The organism is Microcoleus vaginatus HSN003 (assembly GCF_022701255.1).
Lineage (GTDB): Bacteria > Cyanobacteriota > Cyanobacteriia > Cyanobacteriales > Microcoleaceae > Microcoleus > Microcoleus vaginatus_B.
The window spans coordinates 6,313,076-6,331,857 of the sequence record NZ_CP031705.1 but is presented as its reverse complement, the minus strand read 5'-3'; the positions used below and the strand labels follow the sequence as shown (position 1 = coordinate 6,331,857).

The following is an 18,782-nucleotide window of genomic DNA, read 5'->3' as shown; positions in this document are numbered from 1 at the left end:
CGTTAAATAGGTTAAATACGCTGCCGATAATTCAACTCTTGGAAAATCAGAGTGTAACAGGTTCCATGCTGACTGTCAATGGCAATAGTCCCCTCTAATTGGTAAGCCAACATCCTTACTAATCGCAAGCCTAATGTTTCAGTATTTTCTACGTCAAAACCAGGCGGGAAGCCACTACCATTATCTTTAATAATTAATCGAAATTGCTGAAAATTAATTTCATTGAGTTCAATGTTAATTTCACCTATTAAGCTTTGGGTAAAAGCATATTTTAGGGAATTGGAAACCAGTTCGTTAATAATTAAGCCACAAGGAATTGCTGTTTCTATGTTTAAATAAATGGGGTCAACGTTGAGATTGAATTGGATGGCAGTGTTGCCGCACCCAAACGATTGATATAAATTAGCAACCAAGTTCTCGACGTAGGGGGGGATATCGATGCGATCGAGATGTTCTGATTGATAGAGTTGCTCATGAATCAAAGCCATTGAATGGATGCGAGTCTGGCTTTCTTCAAATAAAGTTAGCGTCGCTTCGTCTTCAATATATTGAGCCTGAAGTTGCAGCAGGCTGGAAATTACCTGCATATTATTTTTGACTCGGTGGTGAATTTCTTTGATCAATACTTCTTTTTCACGGAGTGCTGCTTGGATGCGGGCTTCGGTAAATTTGCGATCGCTGATATCTTCGGCAATACCTGCGATGCGGTAAATGTTGCCCGATTCGTCGTAAATGGGAAAAGCTCGATCGCACACCCAGCGAATTGTGCCGTCTGGCAGAAAAACCCGATATTCGGTATTGGTGGACTCGCCCTGCAACACTCGCCCCATGGCCTCTTCCAACAAATGTTTATCTTCTGGATGCACCCACTCCATCATTTTTAAGGGATCAGCATAGAGTTCTTCGCGACTGCGCCCCCAGATTTGTTCGTAAGCTGGACTCAGATACAATAAATCGGTGAATTCCGCAGACATTAGCCAGACGGAATCTTGGATATTTTCTGCTAACTGGCGGAAGCGTTCTTCACTTTCGCGGATGGTTTTTTCTGCCTGTTTGCCTTCACTTATATCTTCTGCAATGCCAACAATGCGGTAAACTTGACCAGCTTGATTTTTAATCGGAAAAGCCCGATCGCGAATCCAGCGAATTTGGCCGTCCGGCCTGACAATTCGGTATTCTATCTCGTCTTCCGACTCAATTTGTCTAGTTAAATTAGCAATAACCCGCTCGCGATCTTCTGGATGGAGGGAATCTGCAAAAAAGCGCCCCTTAGCATACACATCAGCGCTGCTTCTGCCCCAAATCTTTTCGTAACCCGGACTGATATAAATAATTTCCTGGGGTTGAACGTTTACCATCCAAAACACGCTTTCAATGTTTTCTGCTAGCTGTCGGAATCTTTCTTCGCTTTCTTTCAGGGCTGCTTCTGTTTTTTTGCGAGCGCTAATATCGCGCTGCACGCCAAAATACCCGACGATTCTGCCGTGGGAATCGTAAATGCAAATATAGTCGCCTTCCACCCACACTGGAACCCCGTCAAACTTGCGATTTTCATTTTCGATGTGAATTCTGCCAGCATCGAAAAATGACCGGATTATCTCTCTGCCGCCCGTCCAGTTGTGCGATAAGAAAGAGTAAAGCGTCCGACCAATAAACTCTTCCCTAATACCTCCGTATTGAGCTATCAAAGCATCATTTGCCTTCGTTACTCTGCCGTTAGCAAACACGTAATCCAAGACTTTTTCTTTGTCAACTGTATCGTCCCAGTGCACTGGTTCGTCCAGCATCACAAAGAAAAAGCCATCTAAAGATTGAGAAAAAAACAGTTCTAGCTGTTCCTGGCTTTCCCGCAAAAATTCTTCGGTGCGCCAGCGATACATGATTTCTTCCCGCAATTGTTGATTAGCTATTCTTAGCTCTTCAGTGCGGTTTTGATATTTTATTTCTAGCTGATTTTTGATTTCTTGCAGTGCTATTTCGGTTTGTTTTTTTTCGGTAATATCTTGAGTAACGACCAGGCCGGCAATAATTTCTTCCCGGTCGTTTTTGACCGGAACAATTGTTGTGGAATAAATGCGATCGCCGTATTTATATTCACAAGTATTCTCTTTTCCTGCCAAAGCAGCGCGATATTTAGTCTCAAAAACCGGCAAATCTTCAGGTGGCGATACTTCCCACAATGTTTTGCCTTCCAACTGTTCTTTAGACCAACCAGCTAGTGCTAAACCTTGGCCGTCAACCAGAGTATAGCGCAAATCGCGATCGAACAAAAACACCGAGCCATTCGGATAATGTTTGAGGAGAGTTCGGTACATTTCCTGGCTTTTTTCCAGAGAGGCGATTAACCGAATGCGATCGTCCTCGGTGATATCCAATTCAGTTACGGAACCCGAAAAGCCAGCATTCTCGACTGCTTGGAGTTGTGCTTCTAATTTCTGGCACAATTCTCTCTGCTGCTGCAAATCCTCTTCGAGTTGCCGAATTTTTGCTTTTTGCTCTGCTACTAATGCTTCGCAGGTTTCAAAAGGTCGATCGATCCCTGTAAGATCAATACACATAATTGCTCTAGGTTTTGCAGTTGCGGACTTGAGCTGTTTCAAGTCAATACTAACAAAGCTCAAGCCTACACTGCCAACTTAATTAGTCCATCTTTCTAGACTGGGGCCGAAAGCCTCCTTCCTTCATTTAGGAACTCCCGCCGTCAAGACTTCATGGCTGTCAACTGTCACCAACACATCATCTTCAATTCTCACGCCAATACCGCGCCATTTTTCAGGAACCTCCGGCTGTCCTTCCACGGGTTTAATATAAGGAGAAATATAAATCCCCGGTTCCACCGTCAGCACTTGTCCTGGCTGCAAAACTTGCGGATTTTCGCCGTACTGATAAACGCCGACATCGTGCACATCCAATCCCAGCCAATGACCAGTGCGGTGCATATAAAATGGCTTGTATTTCTCTTCTTTAATTATCTCCTCAATGTCCCCCACCAAAAGTTTTAAATCCATTAAACCTTCCACCAAAACGCGCACTGCCGTTTCGTGAATTTTGCTGTAAGGATTTCCCGGATATACTTGACTAATTGCCTGCAATTGTGCTTGCAAAACTAAGTCATAAATTATCTGTTGTTCAGTTGTAAATTTGCCGCTAACAGGAAATGTGCGAGTAATATCGGCGTTGTAGTACCCGCAAGCACAACCGGCATCTATTAGCAACAAATCGTTTTCCTGCATTTGCCGGTTGTTTTCGATGTAGTGGAGGACGCAGGAGTTGTAACCGGATGCAACAATTGAAGGGTAAGCCGGAGTGCAGCCATTTAAGCCAAAAGTATGTTCTATTTCAGCTTGAATTTCATATTCGTACCTGCCCGGTTTGGCGAATTCTTGGGCGCGGTTGTGGGCTGCAACTGAGATATTAGCGGCTTTTCGCATTAATGCTAATTCAGTTTCGCTTTTCACCAGCCGCATCGGGTGTAAAATGATGTTGGAATCTTCGATTGCTGTCGGGCCGGTGCCGCGTTTTGGGTAGGTTGCCATCAAGCGCTGCCAGTGATTGAGGACTGTTTGGTCGAAACTACGATCGCGCCCGAAGTGATAGTATATGCGATCGGCTTTTTCTAAATATTTCGGCAGTTTTTCGGCCAGTTCATTAATCGGGAAAGCTTCATCCGCGCCGTACAATTCCTTAGCGCCTTCTACTCCGGCGCGATAACCGTGCCAAGTTTCTTTTTCCAAGTCTTTTGGCTGCACAAACAACACAAATTTGTGTTCTTCATGGTGTGGCGCGAGCACTGCTACCGCCGCAGCTTCGTTGAAACCGGTCAAGTAGAAAAAATCGCTATCTTGTCGGTAGGCATATTCTACATCGTTGTGCATGACGGCAGCGGGCGCGCTGCGAAATATCGCCGTCCCGCTGCCAATTTTTGCCATTAATTGTTCGCGTCTTTGCCGATATTCGTTGGGGTTGGTCATTCGATTTTAGATTGTAGATTGTAGATTGAGTCCCTAAAAATTCTGCTAAAAATAAATGTCAAAATTACCATCAAAAAAATCGAGGAATTCTTAATCATACATCTAGCAAATTTAGCGGGTTTCTTTAGACTCGGCGGTTGAAACCGCTGCTACACAGACAAAACCCGCCTGCGCGGGTTGAATTTCTTCAGTCCGCGTAGGCGGACTTTGTTTGTGTAGAAGCGAATTTTATTCGCCCTGACTTTTTAAAGCTGAGGAACGTATTGTTCTTTCTCAGGAACAAAAGTGTATTCAGAGACGATTAGGCGCAACTCTTCGCCGTCGATGGTTTCTTTTTCGATCAACAAATCGACTAAGCGATCGATTACGGTGCGATTTTCGCGAATAATTCGGCGGGCGTCGTCGTAGCAATGATCGACAATAGATCGAACTTGTCCGTCAATCCGAGAGGCTATTTCTTCGGAATATTCCGATCGCGCTGTGTAGTCGCGGCCGAGGAAAATTTCGCTTTGCTGAGCTTCCAAGGCGATCGGGCCCAAGGTAGACATCCCATAGCGAGTCACCATTTGGCGCGCCATACCGCTTACTTGTTGCAAGTCGTTACCCGCACCGGTGGTTACTTCAGCATCACCAAAAACTACTTCTTCGGCTGCGCGACCACCTAAAGCACCGCTAATCCGGGCTAAAATTTGCGATCGAGAAATCAAACCTTGGTCTTCGCTGGGCATGAACCAAGTCAAGCCGCGGGCCTGTCCGCGAGGTACTAAGGTAACTTTTTGAACTGGATCGTGGGCTTGAATGATTGTACCGACGATCGCGTGGCCAATTTCGTGGTAAGCAATCAAGCGCTTGCTCTTGCTGTCCACCAAAGGAGTGCCTTCCATACCTGCTACCACGCGATCGACTGCATCGTCAACTTCGAGCATCGTAATCGCTTCTTTGCGGCGGCGGGCGGTTAAAATAGCCGCTTCGTTGAGCAAGTTAGCCAAATCAGCCCCGGTAAAACCAGGAGTGCGGCGGGCGATGGCGTCCAAAGAAATCTCTGCAGACAGCTTCTTGTTGCGCGCGTGAACTTCCAAAATTTCCAAGCGGCCTTTAATATCCGGCGTATCTACGCTAACTTGGCGGTCAAAACGTCCCGGACGCAGCAGCGCTGAGTCGAGCACGTCGGGGCGGTTCGTGGCAGCAATGATGATAATGCCAGTATTGCCCTCAAAACCGTCCATTTCGGTCAGCAACTGGTTCAGGGTTTGTTCCCGTTCGTCGTTACCGCCGCCGATACCGGCGCCGCGCTGGCGACCCACTGCATCGATTTCATCGATAAAGATGATGCAAGGAGCATTTTCTTTAGCTTTCTTGAACAAGTCGCGGACGCGGGAAGCGCCGACACCGACGAACATTTCGACAAATTCCGAACCGGAGATGCTGAAGAAAGGCACGCCGGCTTCGCCTGCGATCGCTTTTGCCAGCAGGGTTTTACCGGTTCCGGGAGGGCCAACTAGCAGCACACCTTTGGGAATCTTCGCCCCGACTGCGGTGAAGCGTTCGGGTTTTTTGAGGAATGTCACTACTTCTTGTAGTTCTTCTTTGGCTTCCTCAACGCCTGCTACGTCGTCGAACAGTACGCCTGTTTTAGCTTCCATTTGAAAGCGAGCTTTGGATTTGCCAAAATTCATGGCTTGGCCCGGGCCGCCGGGAACGTTGCCACCGCGGCGGAAGAGGAAAAACAGGCCTCCTACTAACAAGAGGGGAAATACTAGATTGCCTAAAAGTCCCCAGACAGCGCCGTCGTTGCGTAGTGGGTGAGTGTCGAAGCTGATTTTGGAGTCTCTGAGCCTAGAAACCAGTTCCGGGGCATTTGAGGGCAAGTCTACCCGCCACCGCTGCTCGTGATTGTCCAGTTCGGGATCGACTGCTAGGACAATAGCCGTCCGACCTCCGTCGTAAAGGTCAACGCTGGTCACTCGACCGGCGTTTAAGTAATCTAAGAATCGACCGTAGCTCAGGCGGGTGCTGGCGGTGTTCTTGCTCATTTCTGCGGGGGATGGGGCAAAGGCCCCCTGCCACAAGAAAAAGCCGATGACTAAGGCGGGTAAAGTCCAAAGTAGTATAGTTCGCCAAGAAATTTTCATAAATGCGGATGCCTTGAATTGGGGACAGATCGGGTAAGATCGCGGTGTCGGAGAAGTGCGACAAAAGTTTACACTCAGAATCTTAACTAAATTTAACTTAACAATGCACTCTCAGGCAACAGACCTTCGACCACGATCGCTCCAGAAAAAGTTAGGTTAGTTAGGGTAAGGGCGATCGTCCCGAATATAATGTTTGGTGCTGATTTCGATACCGATCTAGGTAGAGTTAAAAGAATCGCCGCTTTCACCCACTGTCTTTAAGCGTGGCAGTGTCAAGGGATAAGGCATGATAATGGTGAGGCTCAGTGAGGTAACACATTTCAATGACAACTAGACAGCTTGTTCCTAATTCGGCTATGCTGACCCAGCAGACTAAAGTCGCTTCTAACAACAAATCGATTATTAGTGCTGATTTGGGTCGGACGGCAACTAAAGCTTGCGTGAGTCGCAACCCGAGTAGCGTTGTTTTCATCCCGGCTAACGTGGCTGCTATGCCCGTGGAAAAGGTGCGGGGTGGCAGCTTTGAGTCCAAAGCAACAGACCCTCTGTTGGATATGTGGCTGGAGTACCAGGGCAGGGGTTACGCTATAGGTCAATTGGCGGCAGATTTTGGCGCTAATCTCGGTGGCGCTGATCAGTCGAAAGTAGTAGATGCTTTGGTTAAGGTCTTTTCCTGTGCTGGATATTTCCAGATGAAGGGCGAAATAGCAGTTGTGCTGGGTTTGCCGTTTTATTCGCAGGATCAGTTTGAGAAGGAAAAGGAAGAGATTATCAGCCAACTGCGCTCTCCCCACGTTGTGGTGTACCGGGGCGAGCGGGTGGATATTAACATCAGTCACGTTTGGGTGATGCCGGAAGGGTTCGGCAGCCTGATTTGGTGCGAGGCTCAAGATAACAAGGAGTTTACGCCGGAGTTGCCGGAACTGTCGGTGGCTGTTGTTGATATCGGACACCAAACTACCGATTTGTTAATGGTCGATCGTTTCCGGTTCGCCCGCGCGGCTTCTAAGAGCGATTCCTTCGCAATGAACAAGTTCTACGAACAAGTTGCCTCAAAGATTCCGGGTGCAGACCCTCAATCTCTGTCTTTACTGGAAGCAGTGAATAAACCCGAGGGCCAGCGTTTTTACCGCCCCAGAGGAGCGACTAAGCCGACTAATTTAGATCCGATTATTAAGGATTTGCGGGAGGCTTTCGCTAACGAACTGTCCGAACGTTTGGTGCAGTGGCTGCCGGAACGGGTGACGGATGTGGTTCTGACTGGCGGTGGCGGCGAGTTTTTCTGGGAGGTGTTGCAACCTTTGCTGAAAGACGCCAATCTTAAGGCTCACTTGGCTCAGCCTTCCCGGAAAGCTAATGCTTTGGGACAGTTTATTTATGCTGAGGCTCAGCTAGCCACGATAAAGTAACGCATTAAGGCTTGAACCCTATGGCACTGTGGGCAAAAAATAAGGCGAATTTCTCGGTGGCATTTACGGAAGATGCTGCCGATCAAACTTTGCTGGCCGCTATTGAAAAAGAGTTGGCTTTCACGAAGTATCAGACTTTCAGCAATCTCTGCAAGCAGGCTTTGTGGCAGTTTTTGTCTGTATCTGAGTCTACGAGCTCTACACAGAGCTTTCAGCGGTTGGAACAGCGTATTGCTGAACTTGTGGTCAAATTTGCTGAGTTTGAGCACAATGTTTCGGCAGAGGAATTAAGCCGTTTGGAGGGACTGGAACATCACCTTAGTCAACTCAGCGCGCAGTTGGATCAGTTGCAGGGGAGTGTTAACAGTAAGTTTGCTCAAGTTTCTTTTGCCCAAGTTTCAAAAGTAGTAGAGCCTGGCACGATTGAGTCTGAGTCTGTGGCGGATGATAATGTAGTGTCTGATGCTGAACTTGCTCCTCCTCGGAATTCCGATCCTTTGTTGGAGCGTTTAAGTTCTTTGTTACCCCAAGATTTCTAAAATGAGGTAGACATAGGCTAAAAAGCCTTGAGATGTGATGTTAGTGGCCCGCTGTTGGCAGCCGGTACTGAATACAGAAATAAAGCGATCGCCCTTTTTTTTCAAAAGAGCGATCGCTTTGTTATTGCGGACTTTAGATTTTAGATTTTAGATTTACTCATTTTTGTCTATACCCTTCCCCTTATATGGTTTCCGGCTGCATCGGAATGATAAATTATAGGGCAATTCATGAATGATTTTTACAAGTCCCCACCTATCTCGGCGCAATTTTCAGTTGTTCGATTCACAGTCAACAGTCAACAGTCAACAGTCAACAGTTAACATCATAAGGAGTGCAACCGGAATTGATATTATTCGATTAATCCTAATTTTTGTAAGCGCAAACGAATGGCACTAGGCTGTCGCTGAAATCTCTGAGCTAATTCGTCAATTTGTTGACCGCTAGCATATTCTTTCTTCAAATTTTCGTCTTCATCCTGACTCCACTTGACATAAGCTCTGGGATATTTCTGGCGAATTTTCTCATTCGGGGTTTTAGGTCGATAACCATTCTTTTGCCCGCCATTCAAACCAGAACCCAACTGTGGACTAATTTCCGCACCCCGACTAGCTAGCGCCTCTTGCACGCGGTTGGGAATTCCAGCAATTTCTTCTGATAGCTCCGCCAAAGCATTGTCTACTTTTTGCTGAAGTTCTGTTAGTTGCCGCTGCTGCAAACTGCCCCACTGCGGCAGTTCGTTGATAAACTGCTGCAAGTCCAGAATTATTGTTGTCAAAGTTTCGACTTGTTGCAACTCAGGTCGCTGTTTGAATTGGCGGCCGGTAAGTTCGATCTCGCTTTGAATCATTTTAATAGTTTTTTCTAAAATTATTAGTCGCTGGCGCAGGTTCTCAATTGCTGAAATGAGAGAGTGTACATTTTCTCCCGGCCCAACATTGAGATTTTCGCGAGATGTTTGAGCAACAGCTTCGTCTAAAGTATTTACAGCAAGTTGCAATTGCTCGATCGCCAGATCGGTAGTAGCTGCTTGTTGATTTACGCGATCGAACGTGGCCGCCGTACTTGTTTTAACTTGCCTGTGCAGCTTCTGCCGGTTCACAAAATTCAACACCAACGAAATCACTACAGGCACTTGAGCATAAACGCTCTGCCCCCAAACCAAACTAGCAGCCAATCCCACAGCAGAGGCAGCAAGAAAAACCAATTCAGCAGTTTCTAACAAATTGCTGGACTTGGGATTTTGGATTTTGGTTGGTGAATTGGATGATGACATAGGCTAATACCATTTTAGATTTTAGATTTTAGATTTTAGATGTGGAATGAGTGATGAAGCTCCCAGTTGCGAGCGCGGGCCTATAGTTGCATTATTTTTTTGCAACTGGTACAAGTATGCGGATAACAATAAAGTACGCGAGCGCAGCTATCCGGTAGGGAATTGCACGCAGGCGCAGAATTGAGTAATGGTGAAAAACCCATTAAGTTTTTTATTGACAGCCATGTAATTAAATATATTAAAGCTGCAAAATTTGTCGAGCTAAAGTGAAATAAATCAAGACCCCAAGGACATCAACTGCGGTGGTAATAAAAGGAGCAGACATTAAAGCGGGGTCTAAACCCAAAGAACGAAATAGAAACGGCAGAGCTGAACCGGCAAGAGAAGCTAAAATTGCGATCGCAAACAAACTCACTCCCACCGCGAGTGCCACTGCTAAACTCCCTTGCAGAGTATAAGCCCAGCCCGTCGCTACAGTCCCCAATATAGCTCCTAGCAGCGCTCCCGCCATCCCCTCGCGAACAATTACTTGAAACGGGCCCATTGCTGTAATTTCGTCAGTGTTCAAACCGCGAATTACAACTGTTGAGGACTGAGCTCCGACATTGCCTCCAGTGCCAGTCAGCAGGGGAATAAAGGCTGCTAAGGCGACTACTTGGTTCAAAATATCTTCTTGAGCTCTAATAATTGCGCCGGTGACAGTATTAGTTAAAAGCAGAACAAACAGCCACACGACTCTTTTCCGGGCAACGGTGATTAAATCGGTCTGAAAATAATTGTCGCCGCCGGACTGGACGCCGCCCAAGGTATAAATATCTTTGGCTGCTTCTTGTTCTAAGATGTCGATCGCGTCGTCAACTGTAATGATGCCGACCAGCCGCTGTTCGCGGTCTACAACGGGCACAGCTAAAAAATCGTAACGCTGGATCAGCCTAGCTACTTCTTCTTGATCCGTTCCTGTTTGAACAGAAACTACGTCGCGGGTCATAATTTCGCCCACAGTTTTGTCGAGGGGGGAAGTGACTAAATCCCGCAGGGACAAAATACCGGTCAAGCTGCGTCCGGCGTCGGTGACGTAAAGAGAATAAATTGTTTCGGTAGTTCTAGCTAAAGAGCGAATTCGGTCTAAAGCCTGGGCGACGGTAAAGCTTTCTTTCAGAGAAATGTATTCCGGGGTCATGATCCGACCGGCGGTACTGGCTTCGTAACCCAAAAGTTGAGCCGTAGCTTCGCGTTCCGTTGGGCTCAATTCCCCCAACAGGCGACGGACTAATATTGCCGGCAGTTCGTCAAACAGTCTAGCTCGATCGTCCGGGGACATTTTGTCTACAATATCAATGACTTCTTGGCGTTTGAATTTTTCGCAGAGGGACTGCTGAACGCTGGAGTCGAGATATTCGTAAACTGCGATCGCTTCGTCTTTGGAAAGCAAGCGAAAAGCTATTACTTGCATGGTTTCTGGCAGGCCTTCGATAGCTTCAGCTATGTCTGCTTCCTGCACCGGGTGCAAAATCGCTTTTGCTCCTTTAAAGTCTCCTTCTTCCAACAGGGCCCTTAACTGCGATCGAACTAATTCCCGGAGTTCTTTTCGCGCGTAGGTGGGTAGAGAAGACGATGGATAATTTTTTTCTGTCACTGATGACCCTCCTAAACCTGTGCTGCGCGCCTTCCTGAATCCAGTTTAGAGCCTATTGACGCCACTGGTTGCAGTGGTCATCACACTTGCCCTGACAATATCCGCAGCTTATATGAAATCCGGCTTAAATACCCCTTTGTTTCTTAGTCGCTCTCAGCGAGGACGAAAGTTTGACTCTTGAGCCATTTCACTCGTCGAGTCGGACCAAGGGGTTTTTAACGCGGCTTTAGTATTACCCCTATCCATCGGGTGGGCGCCAAGCACCTTAGCCGATTGGGGGTTAAATACCTTGGTGTTGCTTAATCAGGGTATGAATGGAAAATTTCGGAATTGCTATAAGCCCTCGAAGGGTGAGTTTTGTAACATCAAGGGAAAAGTTGATTCATACCCTGATTAAGCAACGCCAATACCTTTATCTTGATCCGCGACACTCATGGGTAGGAAAGGAGAATTGCGCCCGATCGCTTTTTCCAACAAGTTCGTCGAACTTTGATTGCGAATAAAATTATTGACTGTTTCTTTTCATTCAGTGTAACTTGCTGGCAAGATCATGCCCTAGGAAATGCAGGTTAAAGGCTGCTGCTGTATAAGAGAATATTGGCTTTGAGTTACACCCTGTCTCAGCGCTTCTGGGACTAACAGCATCCCCTCGCTGGCGAAGGCATCGATTGTTGCGGATACCGCATCTTTTACACCCGACTGTCGGCCCGTGATACCTTCATGAATTGCCTCTGAATAGTGTAGAATTCTCAAAAAACAGAGGTGACATTACAAGGTGTGTAACAATGTGCGTATTGTGGGCTCAACATTCTTGGCGCTATTAATATTATTACAAAATGTTTAAACTTGTATTTTTTCCTTAAGCAGTTGTATTCTTTACCCCATCTTTATTATTTTCTCTAGGGTCATGTTATTGGTGCTTCAACCGAGCTTAAAGCACTTTGCAACAAGAGGGAAATACCCCTTAGTTAAAAAATAGGTCTTTATGACTCACTGCCACTGCTGCTCGAATCAAATGCTCCATCAAGTTCGCCAACATCAAATCTACTGGTTTGGTCGCCAATTTTGGCAAACAATACCTCTTTACAATCTGAACAGATGTGGCTCATCGCCCTCTGTAAATTTAGTTAGATAGCTAGGGCTTAAAAAACAACATTCTTTATCGGTGCAATTTAACAGTTCTATTTAGGGCGGATAAAGTTTAGAGATTGTCCTAGCGCTAACCGATTGTCATGCTCAAATCTTTGCTCGGTTGCATGATTAAATTACCCAACTCTCGCCCAATAAATTGAAGACATATCTATTCATCTCTCGCTTAATTTATGGTAATCCCTCGACGCAAAGTAATTATAACTTTAGGCAAAACACCACTTAAAAGATTGCTACCTCTTCTGCTTGGTGTGCTGGCTTCTCTTGCTGTTTTACTTACGTGGCAACAGCTAACCCTCAACGGACAAATTCACATCGAGGAGTTAATTCAGCAGGAACCCAATGCGATTCAATCACAACTGAGCGAAGAATTATCAATTCGGATGCTGACACTTCGGTAAATGGGGAATCGCTGGGAAGCCAATGGCGGTACACCAAAGGCCCTTTGGGAAGCCGATGCTAATGCTTATGTAAAGGATTTCTACGGTTATCAGGCATCGCATTAGTCGATCCATCATTTAAAGTGTGATCGGTTGTGCCACTGGCAGGGAATGAGGCAGCGCAAAACCTAGATTTTAATCCGCAACTGCGTCGCAAAATCCCTTTGTAAGCTGCTGGTGACTTGCGTCAACCTATGTTAACTCACAATATTTCACTGGTTCAAGGGGGTCAAGGATTTCTAGCAAGTTCTAAAGGACTTGACCTTTGTTTCGATATTGCGCCAGAAGTTCCCCCATTTATTCTTGCCGATGCTCAAAAACTGCGCCAGGTTTTGCTCAATCTGCTGAGTAATGCCATCAAATTTACCGATCGGGGAAGCATTACTTTGCACCTCAGCATTAAGGCTTCCGGTACAGGGGCAGTAACCACAAGTGAGCCGATTCTCCAGTGTGTAGTCGCTGACACAGGTGTAGGGATTGCATCGCTCGAACTCAATACGATTTTCGATGCGTTTGTGCAAGCCCAAGCTGGGAAGCGATCGACCGATGGTACTGGGCTAGGTCTAACCATCAGCCGCAAATTGTTGGAACTCATGGGCGGAGAAATTTCTGTCAGCAGCGCTCTGGGACAGGGCAGTACCTTCACCTTTACCCTTCCCGTCAGCCCAACCCGTGGAGTTAATGTTACACCCGAAGAGAATAATCGCCTCGTGATTGGGCTGGCTCCCAGTCAACTGGATCATCGCATTTTGGTGGTTGACGATCAAGCAGACAATCGCTTGCTAATGGTCAGATTACTGACACAATTAGGATTAGAGGTAAAAGAAGCTACCAACGGACAGGAAGCGGTGCAGATTTGGCAAGAATGGCAACCCGACCTAACCTGGATGGACATTCGGATGCCCGTGTTAGATGGATACGAGGCTACGAAGCAAATTCGGGTATTGGAAGACGGACACAACAGTATCATTATTGCACTTACGGCCCAGGCTTCCCAGAGCGATCGCGCCCTCGCCTCCGCTGCTGGCTGCAACGACTACATCAGCAAGCCCTTCCGGGAACAGACGCTATTTCTCAAGATGGCTCAATACCTGGGGTTAGAGTATGTATATCAGGAGGAGGAAACAGAGAACGGGGGACGGGGAACAAATTGTTTGCCTTCTTACTTCTGTTCTGTTACCTCTGGGGTTTCAGATTCCCTAGATCCAACGCTTCTGGCGACATTACCAGAAGTATGGCTGGTTCTGTTGGAAGATGCTGCTTTATGTGGGGATGATGTTGCGATCGTTGAACTGGTAGATCAACTTTCCTCAGACCTCGCTCAATTCGGTATTTATCTGACGGAACTCGCCAACCAGTATCAATTTGAGAAAATCCTTAATCTAATTCAAGGTAATTTCCCAAGTAAAATCCGTCCAGTGAATTTATAAGCTGTGGTGCAGTTAAACGTTTGATTAGGACGAGCAAATTAGGAACAGCCAACAAGAATTAAATTTAATTCTTGGCAATTTGTAAACAAAAACCTCTTAATTTTTATTGATAATTACTGTTTTAAAATGCGTCATAAAATACCCAAGATTTCCCCAATTACTCCTTTCGATTTAACAAGTTTGGAGGAATGCAGTGAAGAATCAGTGTATGCTCCTGGCCATATTCAGCCACACGGAATCGTTTTATTTGTGCAACGAAATAGCCTCAAGATTTTACAAGCTAGTGAAAATGTAGAACAGTTTTTTGGCATGGCAGCAGAAGAATTGCTAGGTCAGTCATTGCCAAAGTTATTTGGTCACGATCAAGTACAAGAAATTGTCAGGCATATAAGTCAGGAACAAATAAACATTAATAAGGCTTTTGATATAAAAATACCTATAAAAGACGGGAAATTTCAAACATTTAGAAGCACAGTGCATCAGCTATCAGATGAGTGGATTCTGGAGCTAGAACCCCAATTGACTATTGACAATAATCAGGCAATCGATTTTTATCATCATCTGCAAACAGTGATCCTCAACCTTCGCAGTGCGATCGATCTTTCGGATTTAGCTCAAACCATTGCTAGAGAAGTGAAAGCCATGACCGGGTTCGATCGCGTGATGGTCTATCGCTTTGAAGCCGATGAGCATGGGGTGGTGATTGCTGAAGAGAAAGAAAGCTATCTAGAAAGCTACCTGGGATTGCATTACCCGGCGATCGATATTCCCGTACCCGCCCGCAAATTGTTTTACCGCAATTGGGTGCGCCAAATTCCCAATATCAATTACACCCCAGCGCGCCTAATTCCCCCTAACCATCCCCTAAGCGATACACCCCAGGATCTAAGTGCTTGTGTGTTAAGGGGAGTATCTCCCTACCACATTGAATATTTGCAGAATATGGGAGTTGCTGGGACACTGACGATTTCGTTAATTGACGATCGGCGCCTCTGGGGATTAATTGCCTGTCACCATTACAGCCCGCGATTGGTAGATTACGACACTCGCAAAACCTGTGAATTTTTAGGACAATTTGCCTCGATCGAACTGGTGCATCAGCAAGAGCGAGAATTGAACGTTTACCGATCGCAAGCGAAAACTATTCAGGATGAACTTCAGCAGGCATTCCGGCGAGAGTCTAATTTTATTGAACAGGTATTGACCAAAAATGCTTCTCAACTGCTAGATTTAGTTCATGCTCAGGGAGCTGCAATTCTGCTCGATGGTCGTCTGACATTGGTGGGTCAAACACCCTCTGAAGCTGAGGTTTGCGAACTTGTAAATTGGTTGGTGCAACAGAAAAAAGAACGAGTGTTTGCAACAGCTTCTTTGTCTCAATTGTATCCCCCAGCCAAGCAATTTAAGGATCTGGCTAGTGGTGTTTTAGCAATCTCAATCTTGCTATGCTACGCCATACAAAAGTCCTACCACATCCTGTGGTTCCGACCCGAACAAATTCAAACCATAAACTGGGCTGGTAATCCACAGGATGCTGTGTTGATCGACGAAGTTGGAAAAATGCACCTGTGTCCCCGCAAATCCTTTGAACTGTGGAAAGAGACAGTGCGGGAGATGTCTGAACCGTGGCAGATTGCAGAGTTAGAAGGTGCCGCCGAAATGAGACATATCCTCATGCTGGCGGTGTTAGAATTTTCGCAAGCTGCCCTAGAACACGAGGCCGAAAGGGCAGCAATAGCCAACCGTGCCAAAAGCCAGTTCCTTGCCAACATGAGCCACGAGCTCAGAACGCCACTCAACGCCATTCTGGGATTTACCCAGCTTATGAACCGCAGCCCCTATATCCCAGAAGAATTTCAAGAGCATTTAGGGATCATTACCCGTAGTGGAGAACACTTGCTGACATTGATCGACGATGTTTTGCAAATGTCTAGGATTGAAGCAGGGCAATTGGTACTGAGTCGAAGCTGTTTTAATCTGCATCGACTGCTGGGTTCTATTAATGAGATGTTCAGCATCAAAGCGCCTGAGAAAGGGTTACATCTGAGCAGCGAGTGGGATGCTACTGTCCCCCGTTATGTCTGTGGCGATCAAGCAAAACTTCGCCAAATCTTGATTAATCTGTTGGGGAACGCGATCAAATTTACAACAATAGGAACGATCGTGCTGCGCGGACGAGCTTTTTCCTCAGATGATATGCCATCTGGTACAAATAGCGATCGCGCCACTAATCCACCCGATATTAAACAAACTATTACCCTATGTCTCGAAGTTGAGGATACCGGATCGGGCATTTCTTCCTCAGATTTAGAATCAATTTTTGACGCTTTCCGGCAAACCAATCGCGGTCGTCACGATCGAGGAACAGGTTTAGGACTGTCTATCAGTCGTGAGTTTGCGCGTCTGATGGGAGGCGATATCACAGTGCGAAGCACCCTGGATCAAGGCTCGACTTTTACCTGCCAAGTCGTTTTGGAACTACCAGAGTCCCTTGATGTAGAGGAACCTGAAATTAGCGATCGGATTATCGGGATCGAACCTGGACAACCTATCTACCGAATTCTAGTAGTAGAAGACGTTCCAGAAAATCGGCAACTGCTGGTGACACTGCTGGAGTCAGTTGGGTTTGATGTGTGTGCGGTGGAAAATGGAGTAGAGGCGATCGCTCGTTGGCAAACATGGCACCCTGACCTGATTTTGATGGACATTCAAATGCCTGTCATGGATGGTTATGAAGCGACGAGAGAGATTCGATCACAAGAGTTATTAGTCATTAGTCATGGGTCATCAGCAGATAACTCACGGCAAATGTCACATAACAAAAGACAAATGACACGCATCATTGCCCTCACTGCTTATGCTTTTGAAGACGATCGTATCGCCAGCCTGCAAGTCGGTTGCGATGACTACATTGCCAAGCCGTTTACTGAAGACACACTTTTCGACAAAATAGCTCATCACTTGGGCGTCCGCTACTGCTACGCCGAAAAAGTTCCGCCAGACTCATTAGCTTCGCCACCAAAGATATTTACTCAAGACTTGAAAACCATGCCCACCCAGTGGATTGCAGAAGTTCATGAAGCAGCACTCGATCTTAGTGATAATAAGCTTTATGAACTTATCGCTCAAATCCCCAAGGAGAAACAAGATTTCATCAAGGCGATGACATCTCTGGTGGATAACTTTCAACTTGAAGCGATCGCAACTCTCACCCAGATTTAGGAACAAGACCATGACAACTCTATTCAAACTTGCGGCCGAAACGAATATTCTCATCGTGGATGATACCCCAGACAATCTGCGCTTGTTAGCCAAAATTCTAGAGTCACAGGGCTATATTGTGCGTAAAGCGCTCAACGGCAGAATGGCACTCCAAGGTGTTCAGCGCGACCCACCGAGTCTGATTTTACTTGACATCAATATGCCGGAGATGAATGGGTACGAAGTCTGCCAACAGTTAAAAGCATTGGAAGCGAGTGCTCAGATCCCGGTTATTTTTATCAGTGCGATCGAACGACTGGAAAACAAGGTACGAGCATTTGAACTGGGTGGCGTAGACTATATTACCAAACCCTTTCAAGAGCAGGAAGTGCTGATGCGAGTAAAAAATCAATTACTCATCCAACAGCAACGCCAACAACTGATCGAACAAAATCAACGTTTAGAACACGAAATCCAAGAACGTCTGAGGGCAGAAGCAGAAGTAAGGCAGCTATCCGTGACCGATGAATTAACTGGATTATATAACCGACGCGGCTTCTTTTTACTAGCCAATCAACAATTAAAAATTGCTCGACGCACGCAAACCTCCTATTTTATTTTGTTCGCTGACTTAGATGGTTTGAAAAAAATTAACGACACTTTAGGCCACGAAATGGGAGACAGAGTAATCGTTGACGCAGCTCAAATATTGAAGCAAACCTTTCGTGAGGCGGATATTGTGGCTCGACTGGGAGGAGATGAATTTGCTTTATTTATTCCTAACTTGTCGGGTGATTCATCTACTAATTTTCAGGGGAGGCTGCAAGAAAATATAGATCGCTTTAATCAACACTCCGAGCGAGCTTATATATCAATAAGTCTGGGTGTGGAGTGTGGGGATTTAAATAATGAAGTTTTATTAGAAGAATTGCTGGCAAAGGCTGACAAACTAATGTACGAGCATAAACGCACTAAACGCTGTTTAAATCCTCAACCGTTCTTTTGATAACAACGATATCGGAGCGCCCTAAGCATTATTTATTAAACGTGAGTTCAACCGAGAAAGAGTAAACTGAAAACAAGATAGGGAAACAGCTTGCAGACTTTAGCCCCTCAGCCGGAACACACGATGCAGTACACATCATCACAGTTACATCTGACAGGGTAGCAACCCCGTTAAAAGCTGTGCGTGTATTAGGTTAAGGGTGTGATAAAAAGATGTCGTAGGTATTGTCCACAATCCTGAAATAAAATCGACTGACTGATGCTGTATGGGTGGAGAGTTTGCCTACAGTTGCATTCTTTTTTTAAACTGGTATTATTTGCACAAACCGATTTTATCTATTTGCCCCATTACGCTAAAATTATACCTAAATGAACTGCGATTACTCCGAGTAAGGCATTGCCAGTCCTCTAAAAACAGAGATGTTGCACCATTATCAAGAACAGGTTTTCCGGCCTGTGCCACAAAGAGTGAGTTTTCTTGTGGGGTTCGCTTTTATAGTCTACCCGTCCAAGACTTCTTGAGAAGGGTGCTCTTCGGTGGGTAAAAACAGACAATTCTATCAGAAAGTGCCACCAAATATTGGTATCTAAACCGT

At 45.9% G+C, this 18,782-nt stretch carries 12 protein-coding genes; 6 read left to right on the top strand and 6 right to left on the bottom strand.

Translation table 11 applies throughout. The features are described 5' to 3' along the window. Nucleotides 1-11: 11 nt before the first annotated feature. The 3 genes from D0A37_RS27085 to ftsH2 form a co-directional block, all read right to left on the bottom strand. A complete protein-coding gene (locus tag D0A37_RS27085; protein ID WP_242719235.1) occupies nt 12-2,558 on the bottom strand; it encodes a PAS domain S-box protein in 2,547 nt (848 codons plus the stop codon). Between the two features lie 123 nt (nt 2,559-2,681). Further along, nucleotides 2,682-3,971, bottom strand: a complete 1,290-nt coding sequence (locus D0A37_RS27080; RefSeq protein ID WP_242719233.1) for an aminopeptidase P N-terminal domain-containing protein — start codon at nt 3,969-3,971, stop codon at nt 2,682-2,684. A gap of 245 nt (nt 3,972-4,216) precedes the next feature. Next, a complete protein-coding gene (gene ftsH2 / locus D0A37_RS27075) occupies nt 4,217-6,103 on the bottom strand; it encodes an ATP-dependent zinc metalloprotease FtsH2 (protein WP_006633417.1) in 1,887 nt (628 codons plus the stop codon). Nucleotides 6,104-6,426: 323 nt separating this feature from the next. On the opposite strand from ftsH2, the gene fcmB reads away from it, so the two are divergent. Then, nucleotides 6,427-7,512 (top strand): filament morphology actin-like protein FcmB, encoded by a 1,086-nt coding sequence (gene fcmB, locus D0A37_RS27070; RefSeq protein WP_242719231.1) that lies wholly within the window; start codon nt 6,427-6,429, stop codon nt 7,510-7,512. 20 nt (nt 7,513-7,532) lie between these two features. After that, complete coding sequence (gene fcmC, locus D0A37_RS27065) at nt 7,533-8,051, top strand: filament morphology membrane protein FcmC (protein ID WP_242719229.1); 519 nt, start codon at nt 7,533-7,535, stop codon at nt 8,049-8,051. Nucleotides 8,052-8,401: 350 nt separating this feature from the next. Here fcmC and D0A37_RS27060 read toward each other — a convergent pair whose 3' ends face one another. The 3 genes from D0A37_RS27060 to D0A37_RS27050 form a co-directional block, all read right to left on the bottom strand. Next, a complete protein-coding gene (locus tag D0A37_RS27060; protein WP_242719227.1) occupies nt 8,402-9,325 on the bottom strand; it encodes a hypothetical protein in 924 nt (307 codons plus the stop codon). Nucleotides 9,326-9,563: 238 nt separating this feature from the next. After that, nucleotides 9,564-10,961, bottom strand: coding sequence for a magnesium transporter (gene mgtE, locus D0A37_RS27055; protein ID WP_242719225.1), 1,398 nt, complete (start codon nt 10,959-10,961; stop codon nt 9,564-9,566). Between the two features lie 555 nt (nt 10,962-11,516). Continuing rightward, on the bottom strand, nt 11,517-11,714 hold the full coding sequence (locus D0A37_RS27050) for a hypothetical protein (RefSeq protein ID WP_242719223.1): 198 nt from the start codon (nt 11,712-11,714) through the stop codon (nt 11,517-11,519). Nucleotides 11,715-12,283: 569 nt separating this feature from the next. On the opposite strand from D0A37_RS27050, the gene D0A37_RS27045 reads away from it, so the two are divergent. The 4 genes from D0A37_RS27045 to D0A37_RS27030 all read left to right on the top strand — a co-directional run bounded on the left by D0A37_RS27045 (nt 12,284) and on the right by D0A37_RS27030 (nt 18,187). After that, complete coding sequence (locus D0A37_RS27045) at nt 12,284-12,511, top strand: hypothetical protein (protein ID WP_242719221.1); 228 nt, start codon at nt 12,284-12,286, stop codon at nt 12,509-12,511. A 233-nt stretch (nt 12,512-12,744) separates the two neighbouring features. Further along, nucleotides 12,745-13,980 (top strand): ATP-binding protein, encoded by a 1,236-nt coding sequence (locus D0A37_RS27040; RefSeq protein WP_242719219.1) that lies wholly within the window; start codon nt 12,745-12,747, stop codon nt 13,978-13,980. Nucleotides 13,981-14,106: 126 nt separating this feature from the next. Beyond that, nucleotides 14,107-17,202, top strand: a complete 3,096-nt coding sequence (locus D0A37_RS27035; protein WP_242719217.1) for a response regulator — start codon at nt 14,107-14,109, stop codon at nt 17,200-17,202. Nucleotides 17,203-17,212: 10 nt separating this feature from the next. Continuing rightward, nucleotides 17,213-18,187 carry a GGDEF domain-containing response regulator gene (locus D0A37_RS27030; RefSeq protein WP_242719215.1) on the top strand — a complete coding sequence of 325 codons (975 nt, stop codon included), beginning with the start codon at nt 17,213-17,215 and terminating at the stop codon, nt 18,185-18,187. Nucleotides 18,188-18,782: the final 595 nt, after the last annotated feature.

Coding starts and splice junctions, on each gene's coding strand:
- D0A37_RS27085 (WP_242719235.1), bottom strand. CDS start 2,558: ATGTGTATTGATCTTACAGGGATCGATCGACCTTTTGAAACCTGCGAA.
- D0A37_RS27080 (WP_242719233.1), bottom strand. CDS start 3,971: ATGACCAACCCCAACGAATATCGGCAAAGACGCGAACAATTAATGGCA.
- ftsH2 (WP_006633417.1), bottom strand. CDS start 6,103: ATGAAAATTTCTTGGCGAACTATACTACTTTGGACTTTACCCGCCTTA.
- fcmB (WP_242719231.1), top strand. CDS start 6,427: ATGACAACTAGACAGCTTGTTCCTAATTCGGCTATGCTGACCCAGCAG.
- fcmC (WP_242719229.1), top strand. CDS start 7,533: ATGGCACTGTGGGCAAAAAATAAGGCGAATTTCTCGGTGGCATTTACG.
- D0A37_RS27060 (WP_242719227.1), bottom strand. CDS start 9,325: ATGTCATCATCCAATTCACCAACCAAAATCCAAAATCCCAAGTCCAGC.
- D0A37_RS27045 (WP_242719221.1), top strand. CDS start 12,284: ATGGTAATCCCTCGACGCAAAGTAATTATAACTTTAGGCAAAACACCA.
- D0A37_RS27040 (WP_242719219.1), top strand. CDS start 12,745: ATGTTAACTCACAATATTTCACTGGTTCAAGGGGGTCAAGGATTTCTA.
- D0A37_RS27035 (WP_242719217.1), top strand. CDS start 14,107: ATGCGTCATAAAATACCCAAGATTTCCCCAATTACTCCTTTCGATTTA.
- D0A37_RS27030 (WP_242719215.1), top strand. CDS start 17,213: ATGACAACTCTATTCAAACTTGCGGCCGAAACGAATATTCTCATCGTG.